The following is a 25,024-nucleotide window of genomic DNA, read 5'->3' as shown; positions in this document are numbered from 1 at the left end:
AATCTCCTAGAAATTTTCTAGAAGATTTTTAAAATGAATTTATATTTTTTATTTTGATCTTTCGTAAGGTTTACCATCTGCTGAAGGGGCTCTTACACCTTTAACAAATGCTACTAACACTAGAAGAGTGATTACATATGGAAGCATTGATAGTAGGTTTGGATCTACATTAAATCCTTTTGAACCTAAGAACACTGATAGCCCTTGTGCAGCTCCAAATAGTAGGCAGGCATACATTGCCCCTTGTGGCTTCCATCCACCGAATATCATCGCTGCTAGAGCTATAAATCCTTGTCCAGATACCAATGTGTCTCTAAATGAACTTACTACCGCAAGTGACATTGATGCTCCTCCAAGTCCTGATAAAAATCCAGATAGAAGTACACAGACATACTTAACTCTATAGGCATTTACTCCAAGTGTTTCTGCTGCTAGTGGATGTTCTCCTACAGATCTAATTCTTAATCCTAACTTAGTCTTATATAGCAAGAAATAAGTTAAGAGTACCAATAAAAATGCTAAATAAACCGTGACATGTTGCTCAAATATTATTCTAATTACTTGTCTAAATTGTCCTTCTGGCAGCTTAGAAATAAGACCTCCCATAATTTTTGGAAGTTTGTTATCTAGAGGTATAGGTTTTGTAAGTGTGGCTCCATCGAAGAATAATTTTGCCAAGAATAATGAAAGTCCAGGACCTATTAAGTTTATAGCAATACCACTTACTATATGATCTGCAGCAAAGTTAATGGTTGCTATTGCGTGTAGAAGTGAAAGACCCATTCCAGCAAGTCCTCCACACAGAAATGCTAGCCAAGGATTTCCAGAATAGTATCCAACTGTTGCCCCTACAAGAGCGCCTATAGTCATCATACCTTCAAGTCCTATATTTACTACTCCGCCGTTTTCTGATATTACACCACCTAGTGCAACATATATAAGAGGTCCAGAATATAAAAGAGTAATACTTATTATTGTAGCTATATCAATCATTTATTTTCTCCTTTCTTGGCACCTTTTTTTGTAAATAATAGCCTAATCATTTCAAATAGTTTAGGCATAGCAATAAAGAATACTATTGCACCAGTTAATATATTTACTACTTCTGTAGGTGTATTCATTGCGGATGTTAATTTGGATCCACCATACTCTAACCCAGCATATAGAAGCCCTGCAGGTATGCAGAGAATTGGATTGTTTGAAGCAATAAGAGAAACTGCCATTCCGTCAAAACCATAACCTTGTAAACTTGCCATTACACCTATATGATGACTGACTCCAAGTAGCATCGCTGCTCCAGCAAGTCCAGATAGAAGCCCTGCTATGGTCATAGAATATACAGTGTTTTTCTTAACATCTATCCCACCATATTCTGCAGCATCTTTATTGAACCCAACAGCCTTTAATTGGTACCCCAAAGTCGTTCTATTTAAGATATACCAAATTACAATAGCTGCAATTATTGCTATAATAAATCCCCAATTTAAAGGAGGTCTTAAAAATTGTTTTAATACAGGTTTTGTCTTTAAAAACGCTTGACCAGCTTCAGATAATTTCCATTTACCTAAAAATATAGTTTTAGCCGATTCTAGTACATCATATGATTGGTCTGATTCAGGTTTTCTAAAAGCATTAAAACTTAATAAATAGTTTGATGAGTAAAATGCAATCCAGTTCATCATTATAGAAGATATTACTTCGTTTACATTGAATTTAGCTTTTAAAAATCCAACTACTGCTCCCCATATTGCACCAAATAACATTCCGAATAGAAGTGCAACTATTGGATGGATTATAGGAGGTAGTTCTAAAAAGTAACCAGCAATTAAAGCTCCAATTCCTCCAACGATGTATTGTCCTTCTGCACCGATATTAAATAACCCAGTATTAAATGCAAAAGCAACAGAAATACCTGTTAAGATAATTGGAATAGCTTTTACAATAGTCCATGAAATATATTGAGGTTTGCCAACTACTCCTAAAATTATTGTCTTATACGCTTGCATAGGACTTTTACCAATTGAAAGAATTATGATTCCTCCAACAATAAATCCTAAAAAGATTGAAAGCATGGTAAATATAAATTTCTTTTTACTATTCATTTCTATTTCCTCCTGCCATTAGAAGACCAATTTCTTTTTCATTTGTATTCTTTGGATCTAGAGTTTTAAGAATTTTTCCTCCATAAATAACAGAAATTCTATCAGATAAACCCATGATTTCATCAAGCTCAAAAGATATTAGAAGAACTGCTTTTCCAGAATCTCTCTGTTTTATTAGATAATCATGCACATACTCAATAGCACCAACATCCAGTCCCCTTGTTGGTTGTGCTGCTATTAGAACCGTAGGATTATTAGTTATTTCTCTTGCAATTATAACCTTTTGTTGGTTTCCACCGGAAAGAGATCCCGCTAAATATTTAGGTTCCCTCGGTCTGATATCAAACTTTTCCATAAGTTCTGTAGCATGCTCATTTATTTTTTTTCTATTTAAAATTCCTTTTTTAGAGAATGGTTCACTATGAAAATTTTCTAGTATTAGGTTATCTTCAACAGAAAAATCTAGAACCAATCCTCTTCTCTGTCTATCTTCTGGGATATTGTAAATTCCATTTTCGTGAATATCCTTTGGAGTGTGGTTTGTAATGTCTTTTCCATTTATAGTAATAGACCCACTTTCAATGTATCTTAGTCCTGAGAGAGCTTCTAAAAGCTCTGATTGTCCATTTCCATCGACTCCAGCTATACCATGAATCTCACCAGCTTTAAGATCTAAATTAAGTCCATTTACTTTGTTTATTTTTCTAGCATCTTTAACTATAAGATTAGATATACTTAGCACAACATCTCCAGGCTCTCTATCTTCTTTATTTACAGTTAAATTTACAGATCTACCAACCATCATATCTGCAAGTTCAGACTCACTTACACTATTTACATCTACAGTATCTATCTTCTTACCACGTCTGATTATTGTACATCTGTCTGCCATTGCCTTAATCTCTTTCAACTTATGTGTAATTAAAATAATGGTTTTGCCTTGATCTGAAAGACTCTTTATAATATCAACAAATTCATCAATTTCTTGAGGAGTTAACACTGCCGTCGGTTCATCAAATATTAAAATATCTGCCCCTCTATATAGGGCTTTTATTATTTCAATCCTCTGTTGCATACCAACTGTGATATCTTCAACTTTTGCCTTAGGATCGATTGAAAGTCCATACTTATTAGATATCTTCATAATATCTTCAGTCGCCTTTTTAATGTTAAGCGTTAAACCTTTTGTAGGTTCCATTCCTAAAATAATATTTTCAACGACTGTAAAAGGCTCTATAAGCATAAAATGTTGGTGAACCATACCAAGCCCAAGCTTTATCGCTTCATTTGGATCTTTAATTTGTTCCAACTTACCATTTATATAAATCTCACCTTCAGTTTGAGTATATAGTCCATATAATATATTCATTAGTGTAGATTTACCGGCACCATTTTCGCCTAAAAGAGCGTGGATTTCACCTTTTTTTATATCAAGATCGATGTTGTCGTTTGCAGTAAAATCTCCAAATTTTTTTGTAATATTTTTCATTTGTACTGCAAAATTATTATTTTCCAAATCCATACCTCCTCATTTTACTACTTATAATTATACATTATCTAAAAATTATTTACACTGTAATCTAAAAAAATAAAATAAAATATTTATACAATTGTCTAATGAAAACTAAATATCTTTAATTAATTTATTCATTTGTCTATTAAAAAAATACGTATAAAAAAAGAGTGCCTAAGCACTCTTAAAATTATATTTTATTTTCCGTATCCATATTCTTCGTATGTTTCAGCGTTATATGGAACTTTGATTTCTTCAGAAACTATCTTTTCAACTAAAGCATTAGTTTTATCAATAATTTCTTGTGGAACGTGTTTATCTGTACTTGGTGAAATACCTACAGCTTCTGCATCTTGAAGACCGAATACTCTTGTTGTTCCGCCTTGGAATTCTTTACCTTCAGATAGATCTTTTAGAATTTCATAGATAGCTACGTTAGCATTTTTCATTGCAGATGTTAGTACATTGTCTGGTGCAAGATCATATTGGTCTTTATCAACACCGATAACCCATTTACCTTCACCTTGTTCTTTAGCAGATTCGATAACGCCTAGTCCTGCTCCACCTGCTGCTTGGAATACTATATCTGCACCGTTTTGGTACATAGTGTTAGCTATAACTTTTCCCTTTTGAGCATCTGAGAAGTCTCCTACGTATTGGCTAAGAATTTCAATCTTCTTTCCAAGTTCTTTAGCTGCATATTCAACACCAGCTTTGTATCCGTATTCAAATCCCCAAATAATAGTTCCTTCTTGACCACCAACAAATCCTACTTTGTCAGTCTTAGTCATTTGTCCTGCAATATATCCTACCATGAATGAAGGTTCTTGAGCCTTAAACATAATTCCAAGTAGGTTTGCTGGAGCTTCGTCTTTTCCTTCGTTAGTTGGATCAACGTCAACTATAGCGAATTTAACATCTGGATTAGCTTGAGCTTCTTTTATAATTGTTCCACCCATTTTAAATCCAGCACCGATGATTAAATCTTTTTCATCGTCTAGAAGTGTATCAAAGTTTGGTCTATAGTCGTTTTCATCCTTTGATTGTTGGTAAGAAGCATCTAGACCGAAGTCGTTCGCTGCCTTTTGAAGTCCTTCCCAAACTCCTTGGTTAAATGATTCGTCGTTGATTCCACCTTCGTCTGTTACAAAACCAACCTTTAGGTCTGATTTTGGTGCTTCTTGACTACTATTTTTATTATTCTTTTCAGCATTGTTTGCAGGTTTGTTATTTTTTGCTCCCCCGTTACCACAAGCTGTTAGTAATAAAGTGAATGCTAATAGTAGTGCTACTAATGATTTTCTTTTCATTTCTACCTCCTTAATATAAGTTAATTATATTATACATTGTACTTATTTTCAATTTTCATTTTATTTAAATCACTAATCTTTTAAATAAAACTAATTATAGGAAAACATACTTAAGTGTAAATAGTAAAGCGAGAATATACATAAGTGGAGTTATTTTCTTTGTCTTTCCTGTTAGAAGATTTACAAATACATATGAGATAACTCCCATTGATATTCCTTCAGAAATACTATAGAAAAATGGCATTGACGCAATACAGATATAGCTTGGAATAGCTTCTGAGAAATCATCAAAGTCAATATGAACCGCATTTGTAAACATATAGAATCCAACTACTATAAGAGCTGGTGCAGTTGCAAATGCAGGTATTGCTAAAAATATTGGCGCTAAGAAAAGTGAAAGTAAGAATAAAACTCCTGTTGTTATAGCAGTAAGTCCAGTTCTACCACCTTCTGAAACTCCTGAAGCTGATTCAACAAATGTTGTAACTGTGGAAGTACCAAGCATAGCTCCTGCTACTGTTGCAAAGGAGTCTGCAAGAAGAGCGCCTCTTATGTTTTCTAGCTTGCCATCTTTATCTAACATCTTAGCCTTTGTTGAAACTCCAATAAGAGTTCCTATAGTATCAAACATATCTACAAATAAGAATGAAAATACTACTACAAAGAATTCTAAAGATAATATTTCATGGAAATTAAATTTAAAAAATGTTGGTGCAAGGCTAGGAATAGATAAACCATTTGAAAAATCAGGAATTAAATTGAACATACCTAGTGCTGGTTCAGGAACATATACTCCAGTTACTTGGCAAATAATTCCAAGAATCCAAGTAATAAGAATACCTATTAAAATATTTCCCTTAACATTTTTAATTACTAAAATAGATGTAATTAGCACTCCTATAATTGCTAAAAGAACTGTGATTCCCACATTGTTAAATGTTGCTACTACACCTTCTACTTGATTAACCGCATTAAATCCATCTAATGAAAATATGCTGACTAAAGTAGGTCCAGAAATAACAATCTTTGAATTTTGAAGACCTATAAAAGCAATAAAAAGACCTATCCCAACGCTTACTGCCCCTTTTAAATTTATAGGGATCGCGTTAAAAATGGCCTCACGTACATTTGTAATCGATAATAATATAAAGATTATTCCTTCAATAAAAACAGCAGTAAGAGCAGTTTCATAACTGTAGCCCATCTTTAATACTACCGTATAAGCAAAAAAGGCGTTTAGTCCCATTCCTGGTGCAAGTGCAAAAGGATAGTTAGCTAAAATCGCCATGAAAACACAACCAATCATTGATGCTATAGCTGTTGCAGTGAATACAGCTCCAGAATCCATGCCTGTAGCTCCTAAAATATTTGGGTTTACTGCCAAAATATAAGCCATAGTCATAAATGTAGTAACTCCTGCCACCATTTCTGTCTTAACAGTGGTGTTGTGTTCTTTGAGTTTAAATATTTTTTCTAATGAACTCATTGGTACCTCCTTATCTAAGTATATTATAAACTAAATTTACTTTTTATTAAAGAATTATAAGGTGAAATTTTATTTTGTTACATTTAGTTTTTATAAAGTTTTTAGGTTTTATTAGCTCTACTCTTATATACTCTTCCACAATTTTTTTGCATTAAAAAAGGCTCCGTATTACGAAGCCTTTAGTTTTAAAATGTTCTTGGAATTATAAATATCACTATATTTACAAGTAAAAATATAAGTGTCCAAGCTATACTTCTCTTGAAGTCATTGTTTCTAATTTTATTTCCTTCATTTGTTATAGCATAACTTAATAGTGATACGATATATCCTGTTATCGTCCAGATAAATAGAATTCCAAATGCTGTTGCTCCCTTGTCTAAAAATCTTGATACTGTCATAACAGATAGCATCATAGATATTAGTAACGGAACTTGTGATTTACTTCTATCTAACCATATAAGAAGGATTGCAGCTGCTATTGAAATTATAAATACTATTGAATTTAATGTTGATTCAAATGAAATTGATTTAACTTGTCTTTCATTTATAACTTCTATTGAATTTACATAGTATCCAGATTCTTGGAAGTTTTTAGATTCGTTTTTAATTCCCTTTTCTTGTTTGGTCGTATCTCTAAAAGATTCAACTCTTGCATTGGTTACAAAAACTGCGTTTTTAGCAACATTACCCTTTAAACCATGATTTATTTCTCTAGGTTCATAAAGAATACTAAATTTAACTTCTTGTACTTCCTTGTCCAAAGGCACTCTCACTTTTGATACTGCAGAGAAGTCATGTTCTGGAACTTTTTTGTATAAATCTTTTAATTTTAAGTTGTCTTGGAAAAGTGCGTTATTAATTTTATTATATTCACCTTTTAGAGTTACATCTGAAAATACAGGGTTCATCTTATTAGGCAAGAATATTTGACCTACTGGATTACCTAAGATTCTTAAGTTTCCAAAGTCTCCTTCATAGAGAAAACTTATATCATATTTTACTAAATCTTTATTATTTTCTTTAAAAATGGTTCTTGTTACATTTAGTCCTGCAATATCCTGTGGATCTGAAAATATTATACCATCAAAGCTACCTTTGTAGTTTTGATCCTTTGGCCACAAAACATCAGTTGAAAAGGACTTAAAAAGTGTGGACAAAAACAATAAAACTATGAATACAGCATAAATTATGTAGTTTTTGATTTTCTTATCCATAATTACCTCCCACTGAATTATATCTTTATACTATGATATCACGAAAATGTACTTAAATAAAGCTGTATTTGTTAATTATTTGAAACTTAGAACATTGGTTACTAGCAAAAATATTTATTACTTTATAAATATTATAAAATCTGTTAGAATTGCTAAATAAAAAACCGCCTAAGCAATATCTTAGACGGTTAAATTTTCTACTTAATTTTTATAAAATTTTGTGTAGAGATTAGTGATTTTCTTTATTTTCGCACTTTTGGTTTCCTACTGTACAAGAAGTTTTGCATGCTGATTGGCATGATGTTTGGCATTCACCACATCCACCTTTTGCATAAGTGTCTCTCAAAGTTTTCTTTGTAAGTGTCTTTACTAATTTCATAATGTCTCCTTTAGTTTGATTTTAAATCTTTTCTTTCTTGAAGAACTGAGTTAATTCCCCACTTCATTAGTTCTAACTTAGTCTTGTCTCCAGATGTTTCTATAAATATTACATCTTCTTTTACTTGGATTACCTTTCCAACTATACCACCAATAGTGATAATATTGTCTCCAACTTTGATGTTTTCTCTCATGGTTTGAATTTCTTTTTCTTTTTTCTTTTGTGGTTTTATCATGAAAAAGTAGAAAAATATCATCAAAATTATTAGAGGTGCAAAACTAGTGATTACTTTTGCGGTATTTTGATCCATAGCTCCTCCTTCGTTTTATTTAATTATATCTTTTTTAAATTTAAATTGCAATTAGTCAATAACCCTAATTTCAATAGTAGTAGGATGACCATTTAGATCAAACTCTTCTTTTCCAGCTCCATTTACTACAGATTTAGCTAAAGTTTCTTGTCCTATGAAGTCAATATTCTTATCTATTGCAGCTTTTACTTCTTCATCACTAGAATAGATAATTTCAATATTATCAAGAATGTCTAGATCTTTTGTCTTTCTTAATTGTTGAACCTTTGAAATAAATTCTCTTACTAAACCTTCTTCTATAAGCTCTGGGGTAAGTTCTGTATCTAGGATTACAAATTGATTATTTTCCATTGTAACGTCGAATCCTTCTTTAGAATTTATTTTAATATCTATAAATTCTTCGTTTATTTCTGTGTCTTCCCCGTTTAACTTTAAGATAACTGGTTCTTTCGTTAGTTTAGATACGAAATCTTTTGCATCTACTGTTTGAAGATAGTTTTGGAATTCTTTTATCTTGCTTCCAAGTATTTTTCCTACAACTTTGAAGTTAGGTTTAAGTTCATATTCCATGAATTTAGTTAAATCATTTTCGAATATTACTTCTTTTACGTTTAACTCTTCCTTAATCAAATCTTTTAGTGATCCTATTTCTTCTTTAAGTGAACCGTCTAGAACAACTTCTTTTAATGCTTGACGAATCTTGATTCTCTTTTCTTCTCTTGATGCACGTCCAAGGGTAACTATATGTCTAACCTTTTCCATCTTTTCTTCTAGTGTTTTGTTAATCTTAGATTCATCTGCAGTTGGATAGTCTTCTAAGTGTACAGATTCCTTATCAGTTAGGGATTTGAATAGTTCTTCTGAAATAAATGGTGCTATCGGTGCGATAAGTTTTGAAATTCCTAGAAGTACATCGTAGGTAACTTTGTATACCGCCATCTTTTCCGCATCCATCTCTGGTTTCCAGAATCTTCTTCTATTTCTTCTGATATACCAATTTGAGAAGTCTTCTATTACAAAGTCTTGGATATCTCTTACAACTTTTGTAAGTTCAAAGATTTCCATATCTTCATTTACACTCTTAACTAGAGAGTTGTACTTAGATATAAACCATTTATCGATTAAAGTATAATCCTTTTCATCTACATTCATATCCCTTGGATCTATACCATCGGTATTTGCATATAGGCTAAAGAAATTATATATATTTCTAAGTGATCTAAAGAATTTAGATTCTACTTCTCTTAGACCATCTTCATCAAATTTAGTTGGTGCCCATGGTGGTGATACATAGATTAAGTACCATCTAACAACATCTGCGCCGTATTTATTGAATAATTCAAATGGATTTACTGTATTTCCTTTTGATTTACTCATTTTCTTTCCATATTTATCTAGGATAAGGTCATTTACAAGTACGTTCTTGTAAGGGCTCTTGCCTGTTACATAGGTAGAAATTGCAAGTAATGAGTAGAACCATCCACGAGTTTGGTCGATACCTTCACAAATAAAGTCTGCTGGGAATAATTGATCAAAGTCATCCTTATGTTCAAATGGATAGTGCCATTGAGCAAAAGGCATTGCCCCACTGTCAAACCAAACGTCTATTACATCTTTTTCTCTGTTCATTTCTTTGCCACATTTGTCGCATTTTAGATGTACATTATCAACGTATGGTCTGTGAAGTTCCACGCTTTCATCTATATCTTCTATAGCTTCTTTTACTAATTCTTCTTTTGATCCAATAGATCTTACATTTCCGCATGAGCATCTCCAAAGTGGAAGCGGTGTACCCCAATATCTTGAACGAGAGATAGCCCAGTCATTTAAGTTTTCTAGCCAGTTTCCAAATCTTTTTTCACCTACAAAGTCAGGGAACCAATTAACTCCATTGTTATTTTCTATTAATTTATCCTTGAACTTTGTAACTTCAATATACCATGATGGGTGTGCATAGTAGATTAAAGGAGTTCCACATCTCCAGCAGTGAGGATAGTTATGTTCCATAGCTTGCTTCTTAAATAGAAGCCCATTTTCTCTTAAATACTTAATTACATCTTCGTCTGCATCTATTACGAACATGCCTTTCCAAGGAGTATCTGTATATTTTCCTTCTTCATTTACAGGATTTAAAACCGGTAAATCATATCTTCTTCCTGTTTGATAGTCATCTTCCCCAAAAGCTGGCGCAGTATGAACTATACCTGTACCGTCTTCAATGGTTACATAATCCGCAAGAGTTACAAAGAATGCTTTTTTATCTGCTTTTATAAATGGAAGTAATTGTTCATATTCAACATATTCCAAATCTTTTCCTGTCATTTTTTCTAGCACTTCAACTTCTTCTGGTTTTTCAAACACTTGAGAAATCAAAGCCTCTGCTAGATAGTATACTTCTCCATTGTATTTAACTTTAACGTAGGTTACAGTTGGATTTACTGTAAGTGATACGTTAGATGCAAGAGTCCATGGAGTTGTTGTCCATGCTAGGAAGTATTCATCCTTACCTTTTAGCTTAAATTTTACAGTAGCTGTTTGGGATTTTGTCATTTGGTATCCTTGAGCTACTTCATGGGAGGCAAGTCCAGTTCCACATCTTGGGCAGTATGGAAGTATTTTATGTCCTTCATATATTAGTCCATCTTTAAACATGGAGTCTAAAATATGCCATACTGATTCAATGTAATTGTCTTGAAGAGTTATATAAGGATTATCAAGATCTACAAGATAAGCCATTCTTTCTGTTAACTCTCTCCACTCTTTTTCATATTCAAATACAGATTCTCTACATTTTTTGTTAAAATCTTCGATTCCATATTTTTCTATATCTTGTTTATTGTGAAGATCAAGCTTCTTTTCAACTTCAATTTCTACTGGAAGTCCATGAGTATCCCAACCAGCTTTTCTCTTAACTTGGTAGCCCTTCATGGTTTTGTATCTACAGGTCAAATCTTTTAATGTTCTAGCTAAAACGTGGTGTATTCCTGGTCTACCATTTGCTGTTGGCGGACCTTCATAAAATACATATTTCTCACAGCCACATCTGGATTCTACAGATTTATGTAATAAATCTATATCATTCCAATATTCGGAAATATGATGTTCTCTTTTGTCTACACTCTCTTTTGAGAGCACTTTAAATTTTTCCATTTATCCTCCTATAAAAAAAGCCCCCTGAGAAAAATCTCAAGGGACGAAATTCCGTGGTACCACCCTAATTATAGTTACCTATCACTTTAATAGCTATAGGGTTGCTACCCTGCAGGCATTTCCTCCTACATGCTGACAGGTGATCGAAATAATTAGCGGTACTTCTCACCATCATGTACCTCTCTGTAAATTTTATTATTTACCTTCTGTCAATGGCTCGTTTTTGCAAATTCCGCAAGGGTCGTTTGCTTAAACATATTTATTATTGAGTTTTGAATATACGATAACTTTTGATGGAACTTGCACATTTCTCTTTCTTTTTGTGTGTTATTCTTAGAACAATATGCGTCTTCAGATCTAAGGCACCTATTTATTTGTATAGGTCCATCTATAGCTTCAATAATCTCGTATAAATTTAAATCATACTTATCTCTTACTAGATAGTATCCTCCATATGCTCCTCTTTTAGCATCTGTTATTCCAGCAAGGTTAAGCTTTCTAAGTATTCTAAGTGTAAATCTTTCAGGAATAGCCTGGGTCTCTGAAATTTCAGTAGCTGCTACTACTTCTCCTTTTTTTGAAGCTAAATAGGAACAAATTCTAAATGCATAATCAACTTCTTGAGTTATTCTCATTTTTTGTTCTTCACCAATCCATTCTAATATATTATAATTCTTTAGTCAAATTGTTTTGTAAACTTTTTAACTTTATGACGCTACTATTATAGTCTAATTCTATCATATTATAGCAAATTAGTACACCTTTTTTTATATCTTCTTTTGCAATTGTTTTTTCTGTAATTAAGCCAATTGGAACTAAATCTTCCGATCTACTTTTATCTACATCAACAAGTGTTCCAAAAATCATATCAGATCCAATGCCTTCTATCTTTTCTCCTTTTTTTATGTCTCTTTTAGCAACAGCAACTGTTTCTGCAAAAGGCGCTCCTTCTATTGGCGCAATAGAACTTTCTTCTAAAACAACTGCTTTTGCGATAGAAATTGGAGTTTCTATAGATGTCAAATGGTATGGTCTATAAATTGAATAGTTTGGTCCTTCTCCCATTTGTAGAAATTTCATTTCGTAATTCATTATTTCTGAGCATGGTTTAACTATTGCAAACACACCAGGATGAATTCCCTTTACGAAATCCACTGTTCCTGTTTTATTAAATACTCCACCATCTTCTTTTAATTTAAAATTATCAACTAAATCCTTTGGAGATGATTCAATAAAATGACATCCATCTACATCAGGTTTAAATCCTGTCGCATTACAAACAGCATTTAGTTCTATCATGGTGTTTGTGCCATCTACAAAAGATGTGAGCATCCTTGGACTAAGTCCCTTGCTAATAGCTTCATCTCTTAACATTTCGTTCGTTGCATAGTTATTTAATTTATTATTTTTGCCTTTTCCTAAATGAAGTACTTCAAAACCTGAAAACTTTGCAAATTCATAAAGCTCTATTATAGATCCAGGTTCATCTCCATAGCTTCCGGAATATACCACATTATTATCTTTTGCAATCTTATTTAAAATTGGACCGACAGTCGCATCCATTTCAACGTTTAAACTTACTACATGAACCTTGTTATTAAGTGCCTTTACAGTAATATCACATCCTAGTTCAACAGATCCTGTCGCATCGCAAACACAGTCTGCAAATATTCTCATAGTGGAAAGTTCTATATTTGTAGTTGCCACCAAAAGATTTCTTTCATATGCAGAGATAGCTTCAACAATATCATCAGTAAATACATAGTCGTTTTCACTTATATTTAAGCTTTCAAGTTTTTTTATAATTCTATTTTTATCTCTAGCTGCTACTATAGTTGGTCTAAATCCTTCTAATCTTAGTAGCTGATCTAGTAGAGAACCACCCATTAGTCCAAGCCCCACTATTGAGACTCTAATGGTTCCGAATTCTTTCATTTTTTTATTTAAATAAAACATTTTTCCTCCATCAAATAGAAGATGCGGCGACATATGCGCTACTCCATGCCCATTGAAGATTATAACCTCCACAGTCACCATCAATATTTAAAATTTCACCTACTATAAATAGACCCTTTACAATTTTAGATTCTAAATTGTCATTTATATCTTCTGTGGATATTCCACCCACTGTTACTTGAGAGTTTTTATAACCGTTATTTCCAGTGATTTCAAATTCGCTCTCAGTTAAAATTTTTAAAAGTTCATAGGATTTATTTGAATCTAGATCCATTACCTTCATGTTTCTATCTAAGTCCAAATTTTTAAGTACATAATGAATAAATTTCTTATTAAGTATCCCAATTAAAAATCTTTCTAAGGTCATATCCTTTGAACTAATAGTCCTATAAAAGTATTCTAAAAATTCATTTTTATCCTCTTCTGTCATTAGGTCATTTACAATGCTAAATCTAAGTTTATAATCCCCTTCTGAAACATATCTTGATAGATCTAAAATAGGAGGTCCGCTTATACCGTAGTCAGTAAAAAGTATATCTCCAGATCTTTCTTTTATAACTTTTCCATCTTTTAGAAGATAACAAATTCCTTCTACTTTAGTTCCAGAAAGATGTTTCAAAAAATTTGACTTAAGTTTTAGTTGCACAAGGGCTGGCTTAGTTTCGATTTTTTTATGACCTAAATCTGTGAGAAGTTTGTATCCATTGCCATCTGAGCCTGAGCTAGCCATACTCATACCGCCTAAGGCTACTACTATTTTGTCAAAAATATATGATTCTTCTTTGGTGTATATGTGAAATTTATCATTTTTCTTTTCAATTTTATTTATATATTTTTCGGTTTTGACTTCTACTTGCCTATTATCAAGCTCTTCTAAAAAAACATTTAACACGCTTGCTGCAGTTAAGCTTCTAGGATAGATCTTTCCACTTTCTTTTGTTGTTGTTAAAATTCCAAGATCTTCAAAGTATTTAATGACATCTTTATTGTCAAATTTTTTATAAATTTTATATGCGAAGTCAGAATCTCCATGGAAATTTTTCTTTTCAACAGATACATTGGTAAGATTACATCTTCCGTTTCCAGTTGCCAGCAATTTTTTACCAATACGATCATTTCTTTCGAAAATGGTCACTTCATGTTTTAGAGAAGCTACTAGTGCAGAAAATATTCCTGCAGCGCCTCCACCGATTATTGCAACCTTCATATTATCACCTATTATATTATACAGAACTTTTGTGAAAATATATAGAAATTGTGCAAACTTAGAGCGATTATTGTATAATCTTTTCTAGGAGGTATTTATGGATATCACAAAAAGATTTTTAAACTATGTTAAATTTGATACTAAGTCGGATGCAAAATCTGAAACTGTTCCTTCAACAGAAGGTCAAATGATTTTTGCAAAATATTTGGAAAAAGAGCTTAAGGACATGGGTATTAAAACAAATTTGGACGATAAAGGCTACCTATTTGGATATATTCCTTCAAATGTAGATTACCCATTACCTAAGATTGGATTCTTGGCTCATTTAGATACTGCTCCAGACTTCTCTGGTAAAAATGTAAATCCACAAATAATTGAATATAAAGGCGGAGATATAAAATTATTAGACGGATCCGTTATGAGTGAAGAAGAGTTCCCAGGTCTTAATGATGTGGTTGGAGAAGAAATCATCGTAACTGATGGCACTACCCTTCTTGGAGCCGATGATAAATCAGGTATAGCAATTATAATGGATGCAATAGAAAAAATAGTTAATGATAGCAGCATAAAACACGGTGAAATAAGAGTCGGTTTTACTCCTGATGAAGAAATAGGAAGAGGACCTCACCACTTCAATGTTGAAAAATTCGACTGCGACTTTGCTTTTACAGTTGATGGAGGAAGAATCGGTGAACTTCAATATGAAAACTTCAACGCAGCTAGTTGCTTCATAGAAATTGAAGGTAAAAGTGTCCATCCAGGTTCAGCAAAAAATATAATGATTAATGCACTTGATATTGCTACTGAACTAAATGAATCCCTTCCATGCCAAATGAGACCTCAGTTTACAGAAAACTACGAAGGCTTCTTCATGTTATCTTCTATGAATGGTGGTGTAAGCCATGCAAGTATGGAATATATCATTAGAGATCACTCAATGGATAAGTTCAATGAAAAGAAAAATATTATTAAAGCTCTTGTTGATTTCCTAGAAACAAAACACGGCGTTAAAATTGATATAAAATTTGAAGATTCTTACTTCAACATGAAAGAAAAGCTTCTACCTCATATGGATAAAATTATGCTTGCTAAAAAAAGTATGGAAGAAGTTGGTATAAAACCAATAATAGAACCTATACGTGGAGGATCTGACGGATCTCAACTATCCTACATGGGTCTACCTTGTCCAAACTTTTTCGCTGGTGGATATAATTTCCACGGTAAGTATGAATTTATTCCAATCTCTTCTATGTTTAAAGGAAGCGAACTAGTTGTTAAAATAATTGAAAATTTAGCGGAGGAAAATAAATAATGAATTTAAAACCTGAATTAGTATTTAAATACTTTAAAGAAATATCCAATATTCCAAGACCATCTGGTCACGAAGAAAAGATGACTGAATACCTTAAAAATTTTGGAGAAAGTAGAAATTTAGAAACCATTGTAGATGAAGTTGGAAATGTACTTATAAGAGTTCCTGCAACTAAAGGCTATGAAAATTCTAAAACAGTAATCATACAAGGTCATACAGATATGGTTCCTGAAAAATCTGATGATTCAAACCATGATTTTTTAAATGATCCAATTGAATTAATAGTTGATGGAAATATTCTCCATGCAAATAATACAACCCTTGGTGCTGATGATGGAATAGGCGTTGCATTTGGGCTTGCTTTAATTGAAGACAAAGATGCAGAACATGGACCTCTTGAATGTCTATTTACTATATCTGAAGAAACAACTATGAAAGGTGCTCTAAACCTTTCAGATAAGCTTCTCACTGGTTCATATCTATTGAATATTGACTCTGAAGATGAAGGTGTCATGACCGTTGGATCTGCAGGTGGAGTTAACTATGTTGGTAGATTTAATTACGAACCTGTTGCAGTGCCTAAAGATTATAAAGTATATGAAATTAACTTTTCAGGGTTCTTAGGTGGTCACTCAGGTATGATGATCGACAAGAATAAAGGAAATATGATTGTAGTAATAGCAGATTTGATTTCTAAATTAAAAGATGCTATGATTGTTGATTTTGACTGTGGAACTAAACAAAATGCAATTCCTAGAATGGGTGATTTAATAATAGCAACTAAAGAAAGTCTAGACGACAAGATTGAATCCATTATGGATAAATATAAAGATATCGACGGAGAATTGGAAATAACATATAATGAAACTTCTGCAAATCTAGCAATGAGTACAATAGATTCAGCAGTGTTCTCAAAATATCTATTAGCTCTTCCTACTGGAGAAAACTCTTATATGGACAGCGAAAAAACTATTCTTGAATCATCTTCAAACTTAGCAATAGTTAAAAATATGGATAATTATTATGAAATAACGGTATCTGTAAGGTCTGCAAAGAAAGAAAGAAAAGAAGAATTGGAAAATAAATTAGATTTAGCTTCCAAGACTCATAATGTGGAATATAAATATTCTGAAGGATATCCTACTTGGGTTTATCGTGAAGAATCCGAACTAAGAAATCACGCAATGGACCTTTATAAAAAACTTTATAATAAAGAAATGAAGGCTGAAATTATCCACGGCGGATTGGAATGTGGAGTATTCTACGAAAAATATAGAGACTTAGATATGATTTCTATAGGACCTAATATTACTGGAGCACACACTCCAAAAGAATCTCTAGAAATAGATTCCACAGAAAGAGTATATGAATTTGTAAAAGAACTTTTAAAATCACTAAAATAAATTAAAATTTAATAATACAAAAAATAGAAATACGGCTTGTAATACAAACCGTATTTTTGTTTATGCTTTAAATTTTCTTTTAAAATGTCTTACTATTAAAAATAGTCCAAATACTAGACCAATATATCCATTTACAACATACACTACATTTACAAGTTTGTTAAAATGAATAGTAAGTCCTATAATAGCTCCAATTATTCCTAAACAAATGGTGAGCATCTTATATCTTTTAGTGCCATCTTCAGAAAATCTCGCAACTACATTCCAAAGTAGCGGAACCGCAGAAGTATATATTCCAAAGAAGATTACCACTGAAAATATATGAGCAAGTGTTGGACTTATATCATTTGCTAACATAAGCATTGGTATCTGTGATGAATAGACTTTGCTAATAGAAATATAAATTGCCGTGCTTACTAGAAGTGAAGCTAATGAAAATCCAAAAGATCCTGTAAATATAGAAAGTCTTCCTTCTTTTTTACTATTTAGTTCTTTTCCAATAGTAGATAAAAATCCTGCAAGCCATATTAAGTTAAATCCAACGTATGAACCTGCCGCTAGGATTGGATTCGTTGAAGCCACATGCAGATCGCCAGAATTTAATGCCATTTCCAAATCACCAGCAGCGTTTGGAATATTTTTAAAATTCAATATAAGTGAAACTGTCCCTACCCCTATTGCTAAAATAACTATAACCGGTCCTATTGATCCAATTATATCTACAATTTTATCCAAACCAAAATATACAGTTGCCATTACAAATATTGCAAGAATTACTCCACCCACATATTCTGGAGCATTGTATTGTTCCATAGCTGTGGCTTGTGCACCAGCAATCATAACTGTATATGATAAAAATAGAAAGAATACCGAAAAGTAATCATAAAATTTTCCTATATATTTACCACTTACTACTGTATATATGTCATTAGGATTTTCAAAATGTTTTTCATAACCTGTAGTTATAAGTTCTGTTCCAACTATGTAAAATAAGGCGAAAACTAATACTAAACTAAGTGCACCTAACTTCCCATAGGATGAAAAATATTGCATAAGTTCTTGACCTGTTGCAAATCCAGATCCTATAATAAGCGCAATAAACGCTCCTCCAAAAGATATAACTCTTTTAAAACTTACTTTTTCCTTCAAAAAAAATATTCTCCTCTCAATAAAAAAGAGATGCTATCATCTCTTTAGTTTTAATTTAGATTTTAATTTTAATTAAATTTAATTAAAAATTCAGAACAGAATATATTTTAACATTTTTTTAATATTAAGTCTAGTAATATAATAATCACAATCATTTATAATTCCAAAAATATAATATTTATTAAAAAAATCTTATAGTTTTTTAGTTAATTACACGATTCAAGACTAAACATAGTATTTTATAAAATAAAATATTTTTATAGTTATGAAAAAGAAGCCCTATTAATGAGCTTCTTTTAAGATTCTAATAGATTTTTCAAATAATTTCTATTCAATATATACATTTTTCTGCCTTCTAGTCTAATGACGTTTTCTGATTCAAGTTTTTTAATTTCTTGATTAAGTACAGACCTATTCACACATAGCATCTTGGCAAATACATCCTGAGTTCCTGGAAGAACAAATATATCACTGTCTGGTGATGATTCAATAATCCATTCTGCTAATCTTTGCGATACTTTGGGTCTTCTTACGGTTCTAATTACCTTTTTGTTGTAGCAGGTGTACTTGGATACAAAGGTTAGAACATTTTCCATAAATTTTATATCCTCGGATATACATTCCATAAGAGGTTCTACTGGTATGTGGTATACTACCGCATTCTTGTGGCAATAAATATTGTAAGGATAGTATCTTTCTCCTCCATAGATTAGGTATAGCGGAAAGACATCATTTTCAAAATAATATGAAGACACTATTTCGTTTCCTTCTAAATTATATTCGTTTGTTTTTAAGGAACCCTTTAATATAACATGGATATAATCAATCTTATCACCCATTACATTAATAAGCTCTCCAGACTTATATTCTTTTTTTATTATTGGCATCCGGTTTATCTTTTCTATAGACCTTTCATCTATTTCTTGAAAAAGATAAAAATCTTTTAATTTTTCATAAAACATAATTCGCCTTCTATTTAATTTTTCTTTTAATATATCTTACTATTAATAGAATTGCAAATATTAATCCGATGTATTCGTTTAAAAAATTTCTATAAAAAAAGGAGATAGTTTCATCTCCCTTTTAAATTATGTTATTGCTTTTTAAATATCGTTGGTGAAGCTACATCTGTAGATAATGCTCTTATAGCGCGTTCTACAAGCTCATCTCTTAGATGATCTTCCTTAGATCCTAGTGCTGGATCTCCAACAGGATAAGGTATAGCGACTGTCGGTACAATTCTATTTGCCCCAACAGATTCTGAAATTGTTGTGATAGTTGCCATATGAACTATCGGAATACCGTATTTTTCGATTTCTTTAACCATTGTTGCACCGCAACGTGTACAGGTGCCTCAGGTCGATGTCATAATAACACCATCTACTCTGGCATCATAAAGTTCTTTTCCAATTTCCTGTCCAAATCTTTCTGAGTTTGCTACAGAAGTTCCAGTTCCTGTGGTTGAGTAGAAATATTTATAAACTCCACCGATCTTACCTTCTTTTTTAAGTCTAGTAAGTTCATCTAGTGGCGCTATTCTATCCGCCTTCGCATTACAGTATACTGGGTCAAATCCACCGTGAATTGTAACAAATTTCCCTTTTAATTCGTCCAAATCTGAAATGTCATACTTAACCCATTTTTGAGCTGATGCTGATTGAAGTCTATCCGGGTTTCCTTCCGGAACGATTCCACCTGTAGTTACCAAAGCTATAACCGCTTCCTTCATATTTGTAATTGGAGCAGCTGGTTCAACTTTGTCAAACTTAGGCATAGGAAGTTCTGTTTCATACTCTTCGTTATTCAAACGCTTAAGCATCATATCAACAGCACGTCTAGCCCCAATTTTTTCGCTAAATACGGTAAGTCTTCTTCCTTGGTGGAAGTATCCGTCTACATCAGGATTTACTTCTTCTCCCTTTAAAAGTTTTTCAGCAATTGGAACCATATTTTTTATGGCTTTTCTCATTGTTGCTGCTGAGTCCCCAGTTGGAACTATATATGAATGAAGTCTGCATTGTTCAACTGCTGGGTTTTCTTCATACATTCCTGTAAGAACAGTTGTCTTATCCTTTAATGTATTTGCAACTCCCGCACACGCCATTCCATATCTTCCAGCGTTAAATGCAGGTCCTGCTACTACTAGATCAGGTTTTAATTTATTGTATGTTTCCATAATGAACTCTTTAGCTATGATTTCATGTTCGTTGAAGTAGTTATCTCCACAGATAATTGTGTGGGTAACTTCTCCAGATTCTAATCTCTTATTAAATTCTACCGCTGGGCCTACTGGACCCTCTACAACCTGTGGTTTGAAATCAGCTTTATCTTCTCCACCTATTTGACCAAAGAATTGGTTTAGATAGTAAATTACTTTTTTCATAAACCCTCCTATGATAATTTCACTGTAAGGTTGTGTGTTCCTATTTCAGAAGTAGAAGCTATAATCGCGTTTAATTCACAAGTTATATTTCCTTCTTCATCTAGTGAACCGTCCCAACCACCAGATAAGTTTGCTATCGCTCTTTCATCTCCTAGAACTTTTGAAGCCTTTGGAAGATGCACCAAGTGTGAAACGTTGCCCGTACTTATAACAGCTTTTGCTTCGTCCTTAGTATCTGCAAGTGGTTGAGAATCTCCACCCCATCCAGAACACTCATCAGTAATAAGGACAGCCTTTATTCCTGATTTTTCTAATCCTTCAGCAATCATTACTAGGTCTGAGTCAGGGTTACCATATCCTTCTTCAGAAACTATTACCGCATCTGCTGCAAGTTGTTTGCAAAGCTTAACTGTATAATCACAAGTTCTAAGTTTTCCATCAAGTATAGTAAGCTCTGGAACTAGTACAAGACCTAGGAAGTTAATAGTCTTTCCATGTTCTTTTAATAGTTCTAAAATAACGGCGTTGTTTTGATGTTGATAAGTAGTGATCTTATCACAAGCTGCAACACAGTTACCTGATATTACTGCTCCATCTAATTCTTCAAGTGGATTTAAAAGCGTCGGTAAAATCTGTTTTGCATCTACTCCATAGATATATCCATCGTGAAGAAGTCCTTGAGCTATAAGCATCTCGCAATATACCACCCTTGGTAAATCTTTTAGTTTTTCTGAACTGGTTACAAAATCTTCTATTTCATAAACTTCACTATTATCTGGTTTTATATCTTTAAGTGCCTCTCCAAGGTATTCGCTAGAAGTAAGTCCTGCAAGTCTTGCAGTTCTTTCATGTTCATGTGGTTCTAAATCATCAACAGGTGTAATATTTACCACTACGTTTAATGTCTTAGAAAATGGAGTCCATTTAGCTCCTTCTCCCCACATATCGATAATTCCTTCTTGGAAACCTACGATATCTCCTGTAGTTACAACTGCTACATTCTTCATAGCTTTTGTAACTCCGTTACCAAGTTGTTCAATTTCTCCTGTAACTCCTGGGAATTTATTGGTTCTTCCAACTCTAAATCTAGGTTCAATTACATCTTTAACCGGAATTATTCTTATTTCTTCTCCAGGTCTAGCAAGATCGATTTCAACACTCTTTACAGTTTTGTCTTTCAAGATAGTAGCTTTCATCTCTTCTTTATTTATAAAAAGAGTTCCGTCCACGATCTTGGTTTCATCTGCAAAATCAATGTTTGAAATCAGAACATTCTGAAGTTCTAACTTCATATTTCTACCTCCTTTAATAATTGTGAAACTAATTTTTTCTCTTTATGTAATTCATCAAATGAACTATAAAGCAAATTCTTATCAATAATCTTATAATCTTCTATGTTTTTATAATCAGGCTTTCTAATGCCCATGGTATTTGTATATGAGATTATTGAACTTTCTACTATTTCAAGAGTCTTATTATATAATTCTTGATCAGAATAATTATCCACCATAATGACTGATCTAACTGGAGATAAAATCATTCTAATAGATGCTGGCAATGGATGACTAATTGCCAAATAACCTTTGTGCATGTAGTCTCTTACGGATTTTAAAACGTCTATAAAATCTCCCTCTATGTAAATAGTATCTTCTCTATCCTTAAAAATACTGTTATTTGTAATTACAATATATCTGTCTTTCAAAGCTATCAAATCCTTTTCCTAAATTACATCTTTATTATAACACTTTATATTTTTAAAGCATGTTATAGCTCTAACATTTAATAGTTATCCTATCAATTTTTATAAGTTTTATTGTTTCTTAAATATTTAAATTTATTCTATATTATTTTTGAAATCATTTGCATATTCATTATTTATAAATTTTAATAAAAAAACTCCCTACATAGGAATCCTATATAGGGAGTAAAAATTATTTACATATCTTTTTTTATTAATTCTTTTGTGTCTAGATTATACTCAAACTCAATATCTTGACCTTTTGAATTTTCTAATTCAATATCTAATTTATTGAAGTTACCAGTTTTTTCAAAATCAATACTGTAAGAATCTAAGTGATATTCAGACCCTGCTTCGCTTAGAGACTTATCGATAAGTGGTTGAATTTCACTGATGAAGTCTAAGTTTATAGCAGTTTTATCAGCAGTGTTATCAAGTTCTTTGTTATCTTTTAAAATAGTTCCATCTGTTGCATCTATTTCAAATTCATATTCTGAATCATCATCAAAACCATTTATTTCATAACAATAGGTCATATTTTCCTTACCAAAGCTAAATTCATCTATCTTTACACCTGGATACTTATCGTTAAATTTCTTAACCGCCTCTTCTGGTGAAACTGTAATAGTTGCATCTGCCTTGTTATCTTTAGCTTCTGACGAATCATCTTTATTAGATTCATCTGTCTTAGAATTTTCTTTCTCGTTATTGTTTTGTTCTGTCGCTACATTGCCATTCTTCTTGTCTTCTGTCTTTGCATTTTGTCCGCTTTGGCATCCTGTTAGTAAAAATACAAATGCCAACGCTAAAATTAATTTTTTCAAAAAATCATCCTTTCTTTTATTTAAAAAGCTTACTAAATAAATATACCCAACTTCTATTAATTTAAAAGTTGGGTATTAAATCTAATTAGTTATCACTTCTAGAGAAAGAATTCTTCATATGGTTTGATGCAATATATAAAACTTTGTCGAGAAGTTTATTTGTTTCTTCTTCTGTGAAGTCAGATAGTTCTTGATTTGCCTTTTCAAGAGCAACGTGTAATTTTTCACCAGTAAGTTTGTTTTCTTCTACATAAGCATCAGTTTTAATTATAATTTCGTGAGACTTAGACATAATCTTTTGGTCATATCTTTCTATTTCTACTATGGCTTCATGGTAGTTTGCATCTGCAAGGGCAGCTATAAGTCTGTTGGTCCAGTAGAAATTCTTTGTAGTTACAGTCTTAGAATCATCGGCAAAGTAAGCTGGAGTCTTAGTAACATTTGCATATTGAGCAACAGCAGAGTTAAATGCATTTGAACCAAGTGCATGCCATTCTACTACCTTATGTCCATCTTCTTTATATGGTCTTATTTGAGTGAAAACTGTAATGTTATTTCTATTAATTCCGATAGGTCTGTACTTGCCCTTCTTTTCATCTTTACCATAAGGATTGAATTCTGTTCCTTGGTAATAATATGAAAGCACATACTTCATATCTTCTACAGTAATCTTTCTTTCTGGAACCATAGCCCATGGAAGATCTAAGTCTTCAGGTCTGTAATCAGCGTCTTCCCCGTCCCAGATAAATGAAGTTGGATTGAAATGTCTAAGCATTGCCCAAGCTCTTGGAGTGTTGTAGATTCTATCTGAATCATCTATTGAGCCATAAGCAAGTCTCGGATTGAAATCTCCATCTAGATTTAAATCTAAATGATTCTTTTCAGTAAATTCTCTTAAATCTTCGCAGCACATAAATGTTTCTTTCTTTCCATATGCGTCTTCGAAGTCAAAGTTGTCGATGCCAAGTTGATTAGGCATAACAACATATGCATCGTCAGGAACTCTTCTTGCCATCCAATGATGTCCACCGATAGTTTCAAGCCACCAGATTTCATTTTCATCCTGGAATGCTATACCATTTGATTCATAAGTACCATGTTCTTCAAGAAGTTTACCAAGTCTTAAAACACCTTCTCTAGCTGAAGAAATGTAAGGAAGAACTACCGTTACAAAGTCTTCTTCACCGAGGCCACCTTCCTTCTTGTCTTTTGTATTTACAAGAAGAGGATCTGCACCAAGGACTCTTGGATTAGTAGTTATTGTTTCTGTCGCTGTCATGGAAACATTTTTAGAATTGGTTCCATTGCATCCCCAGATGCCTTCGAAAGGATCTGCGTTTGGATGAGCAGTATATCTAAGTGGATTTTCAGGTAGGTCAAACTCGCATTCTGAAATCACTGATTTATATCTCTTTGGTTGATCTTTAGGTTCAACGACAATAAATCTCTTGGCACAGTAAGAACCTGAACCAGAGTCTTCGCTTCTAGTAACTATTGTTGAATTATCGTAGGAAGCATTTTTCCCTACAAGTAATGTTGTACAAGCCATAATTATCTCCTTTTATAAAATATTTTCTTTTTTAATTTT

21 protein-coding genes are annotated in these 25,024 nt (G+C 32.5%); 2 read left to right on the top strand and 19 right to left on the bottom strand.

Annotated elements, in window-relative coordinates:
* Positions 1-48: 48 nt before the first annotated feature.
* The 12 genes from HMPREF9225_RS06785 to HMPREF9225_RS06730 all read right to left on the bottom strand — a co-directional run bounded on the left by HMPREF9225_RS06785 (position 49) and on the right by HMPREF9225_RS06730 (position 14,627).
* Positions 49-993 (bottom strand): ABC transporter permease, encoded by a 945-nt coding sequence (locus HMPREF9225_RS06785; protein ID WP_008902202.1) that lies wholly within the window; start codon positions 991-993, stop codon positions 49-51.
* Entirely contained in the window at positions 990-2,102 is a 1,113-nt protein-coding gene (locus tag HMPREF9225_RS06780) for an ABC transporter permease (RefSeq protein WP_008902201.1), read from the bottom strand. Before HMPREF9225_RS06780 ends, HMPREF9225_RS06785 begins: the two co-directional genes overlap by 4 nt.
* On the bottom strand, positions 2,095-3,624 hold the full coding sequence (locus HMPREF9225_RS06775) for an ABC transporter ATP-binding protein (RefSeq protein WP_008902200.1): 1,530 nt from the start codon (positions 3,622-3,624) through the stop codon (positions 2,095-2,097). The genes HMPREF9225_RS06780 and HMPREF9225_RS06775 overlap by 8 nt, the downstream gene beginning before the upstream one ends.
* Before the next feature lie 188 nt (positions 3,625-3,812).
* Positions 3,813-4,925, bottom strand: coding sequence for a BMP family lipoprotein (locus HMPREF9225_RS06770; RefSeq protein ID WP_008902199.1), 1,113 nt, complete (start codon positions 4,923-4,925; stop codon positions 3,813-3,815).
* Positions 4,926-5,019: 94 nt separating this feature from the next.
* The gene (locus HMPREF9225_RS06765) at positions 5,020-6,411 is read right to left on the bottom strand and encodes an NCS2 family permease (protein WP_008902198.1); all 1,392 of its coding nucleotides are present in this window, start codon (positions 6,409-6,411) and stop codon (positions 5,020-5,022) included.
* Between the two features lie 185 nt (positions 6,412-6,596).
* On the bottom strand, positions 6,597-7,625 hold the full coding sequence (locus tag HMPREF9225_RS06760; protein ID WP_008902197.1) for a hypothetical protein: 1,029 nt from the start codon (positions 7,623-7,625) through the stop codon (positions 6,597-6,599).
* Between the two features lie 229 nt (positions 7,626-7,854).
* Positions 7,855-8,004, bottom strand: a complete 150-nt coding sequence (gene scfA / locus HMPREF9225_RS06755; protein WP_008902196.1) for a six-cysteine ranthipeptide SCIFF — start codon at positions 8,002-8,004, stop codon at positions 7,855-7,857.
* A gap of 10 nt (positions 8,005-8,014) precedes the next feature.
* Complete coding sequence (yajC, locus tag HMPREF9225_RS06750; protein ID WP_008902195.1) at positions 8,015-8,314, bottom strand: preprotein translocase subunit YajC; 300 nt, start codon at positions 8,312-8,314, stop codon at positions 8,015-8,017.
* Positions 8,315-8,365: 51 nt separating this feature from the next.
* Positions 8,366-11,464, bottom strand: a complete 3,099-nt coding sequence (gene ileS, locus HMPREF9225_RS06745) for an isoleucine--tRNA ligase (protein ID WP_008902194.1) — start codon at positions 11,462-11,464, stop codon at positions 8,366-8,368.
* A 209-nt stretch (positions 11,465-11,673) separates the two neighbouring features.
* Positions 11,674-12,099: an RrF2 family transcriptional regulator gene (locus HMPREF9225_RS06740; protein WP_008902193.1), complete on the bottom strand. Its 426-nt coding sequence runs from the start codon at positions 12,097-12,099 to the stop codon at positions 11,674-11,676.
* Positions 12,100-12,130: 31 nt separating this feature from the next.
* Positions 12,131-13,420 carry an NAD(P)H-dependent oxidoreductase gene (locus HMPREF9225_RS06735; RefSeq protein WP_040551412.1) on the bottom strand — a complete coding sequence of 430 codons (1,290 nt, stop codon included), beginning with the start codon at positions 13,418-13,420 and terminating at the stop codon, positions 12,131-12,133.
* 10 nt (positions 13,421-13,430) lie between these two features.
* Positions 13,431-14,627: a BaiN/RdsA family NAD(P)/FAD-dependent oxidoreductase gene (locus tag HMPREF9225_RS06730; protein WP_008902191.1), complete on the bottom strand. Its 1,197-nt coding sequence runs from the start codon at positions 14,625-14,627 to the stop codon at positions 13,431-13,433.
* Positions 14,628-14,724: 97 nt separating this feature from the next.
* Between HMPREF9225_RS06730 and pepT the strand changes: the two genes are divergently transcribed.
* On the top strand, positions 14,725-15,939 hold the full coding sequence (gene pepT / locus HMPREF9225_RS06725; RefSeq protein ID WP_008902190.1) for a peptidase T: 1,215 nt from the start codon (positions 14,725-14,727) through the stop codon (positions 15,937-15,939).
* Positions 15,939-17,342 carry an aminoacyl-histidine dipeptidase gene (locus HMPREF9225_RS06720; RefSeq protein ID WP_008902189.1) on the top strand — a complete coding sequence of 468 codons (1,404 nt, stop codon included), beginning with the start codon at positions 15,939-15,941 and terminating at the stop codon, positions 17,340-17,342. Before pepT ends, HMPREF9225_RS06720 begins: the two co-directional genes overlap by 1 nt.
* A 60-nt stretch (positions 17,343-17,402) precedes the next feature.
* On the opposite strand, the gene HMPREF9225_RS06715 is transcribed toward HMPREF9225_RS06720, so the two are convergent.
* The 7 genes from HMPREF9225_RS06715 to HMPREF9225_RS06680 form a co-directional block, all read right to left on the bottom strand.
* A complete protein-coding gene (locus tag HMPREF9225_RS06715; RefSeq protein ID WP_008902188.1) occupies positions 17,403-18,491 on the bottom strand; it encodes a YkvI family membrane protein in 1,089 nt (362 codons plus the stop codon).
* A gap of 296 nt (positions 18,492-18,787) precedes the next feature.
* Entirely contained in the window at positions 18,788-19,453 is a 666-nt protein-coding gene (locus HMPREF9225_RS06710; protein WP_008902187.1) for a Crp/Fnr family transcriptional regulator, read from the bottom strand.
* Between the two features lie 131 nt (positions 19,454-19,584).
* Complete coding sequence (locus HMPREF9225_RS06700) at positions 19,585-20,874, bottom strand: glycine/betaine/sarcosine/D-proline family reductase selenoprotein B (protein WP_083773002.1); 1,290 nt, start codon at positions 20,872-20,874, stop codon at positions 19,585-19,587.
* 8 nt (positions 20,875-20,882) lie between these two features.
* Positions 20,883-22,166 (bottom strand): glycine/sarcosine/betaine reductase component B subunit, encoded by a 1,284-nt coding sequence (locus tag HMPREF9225_RS06695; RefSeq protein WP_008902184.1) that lies wholly within the window; start codon positions 22,164-22,166, stop codon positions 20,883-20,885.
* Complete coding sequence (locus HMPREF9225_RS06690) at positions 22,163-22,585, bottom strand: GrdX family protein (protein WP_008902183.1); 423 nt, start codon at positions 22,583-22,585, stop codon at positions 22,163-22,165. The genes HMPREF9225_RS06695 and HMPREF9225_RS06690 overlap by 4 nt, the downstream gene beginning before the upstream one ends.
* A 224-nt stretch (positions 22,586-22,809) precedes the next feature.
* A complete protein-coding gene (locus HMPREF9225_RS09840; RefSeq protein ID WP_008902182.1) occupies positions 22,810-23,436 on the bottom strand; it encodes a PepSY domain-containing protein in 627 nt (208 codons plus the stop codon).
* 85 nt (positions 23,437-23,521) lie between these two features.
* A complete protein-coding gene (locus HMPREF9225_RS06680) occupies positions 23,522-24,985 on the bottom strand; it encodes a C69 family dipeptidase (protein ID WP_008902181.1) in 1,464 nt (487 codons plus the stop codon).
* Positions 24,986-25,024: the final 39 nt, after the last annotated feature.

The sequence above is a fragment of the Peptoniphilus duerdenii ATCC BAA-1640 genome (assembly GCF_000146345.1).
Classification (GTDB): domain Bacteria; phylum Bacillota; class Clostridia; order Tissierellales; family Peptoniphilaceae; genus Peptoniphilus_B; species Peptoniphilus_B duerdenii.
The sequence above is the reverse complement of the archived record's forward strand: the minus strand, read 5'-3'. Positions and strand labels throughout refer to the sequence as shown.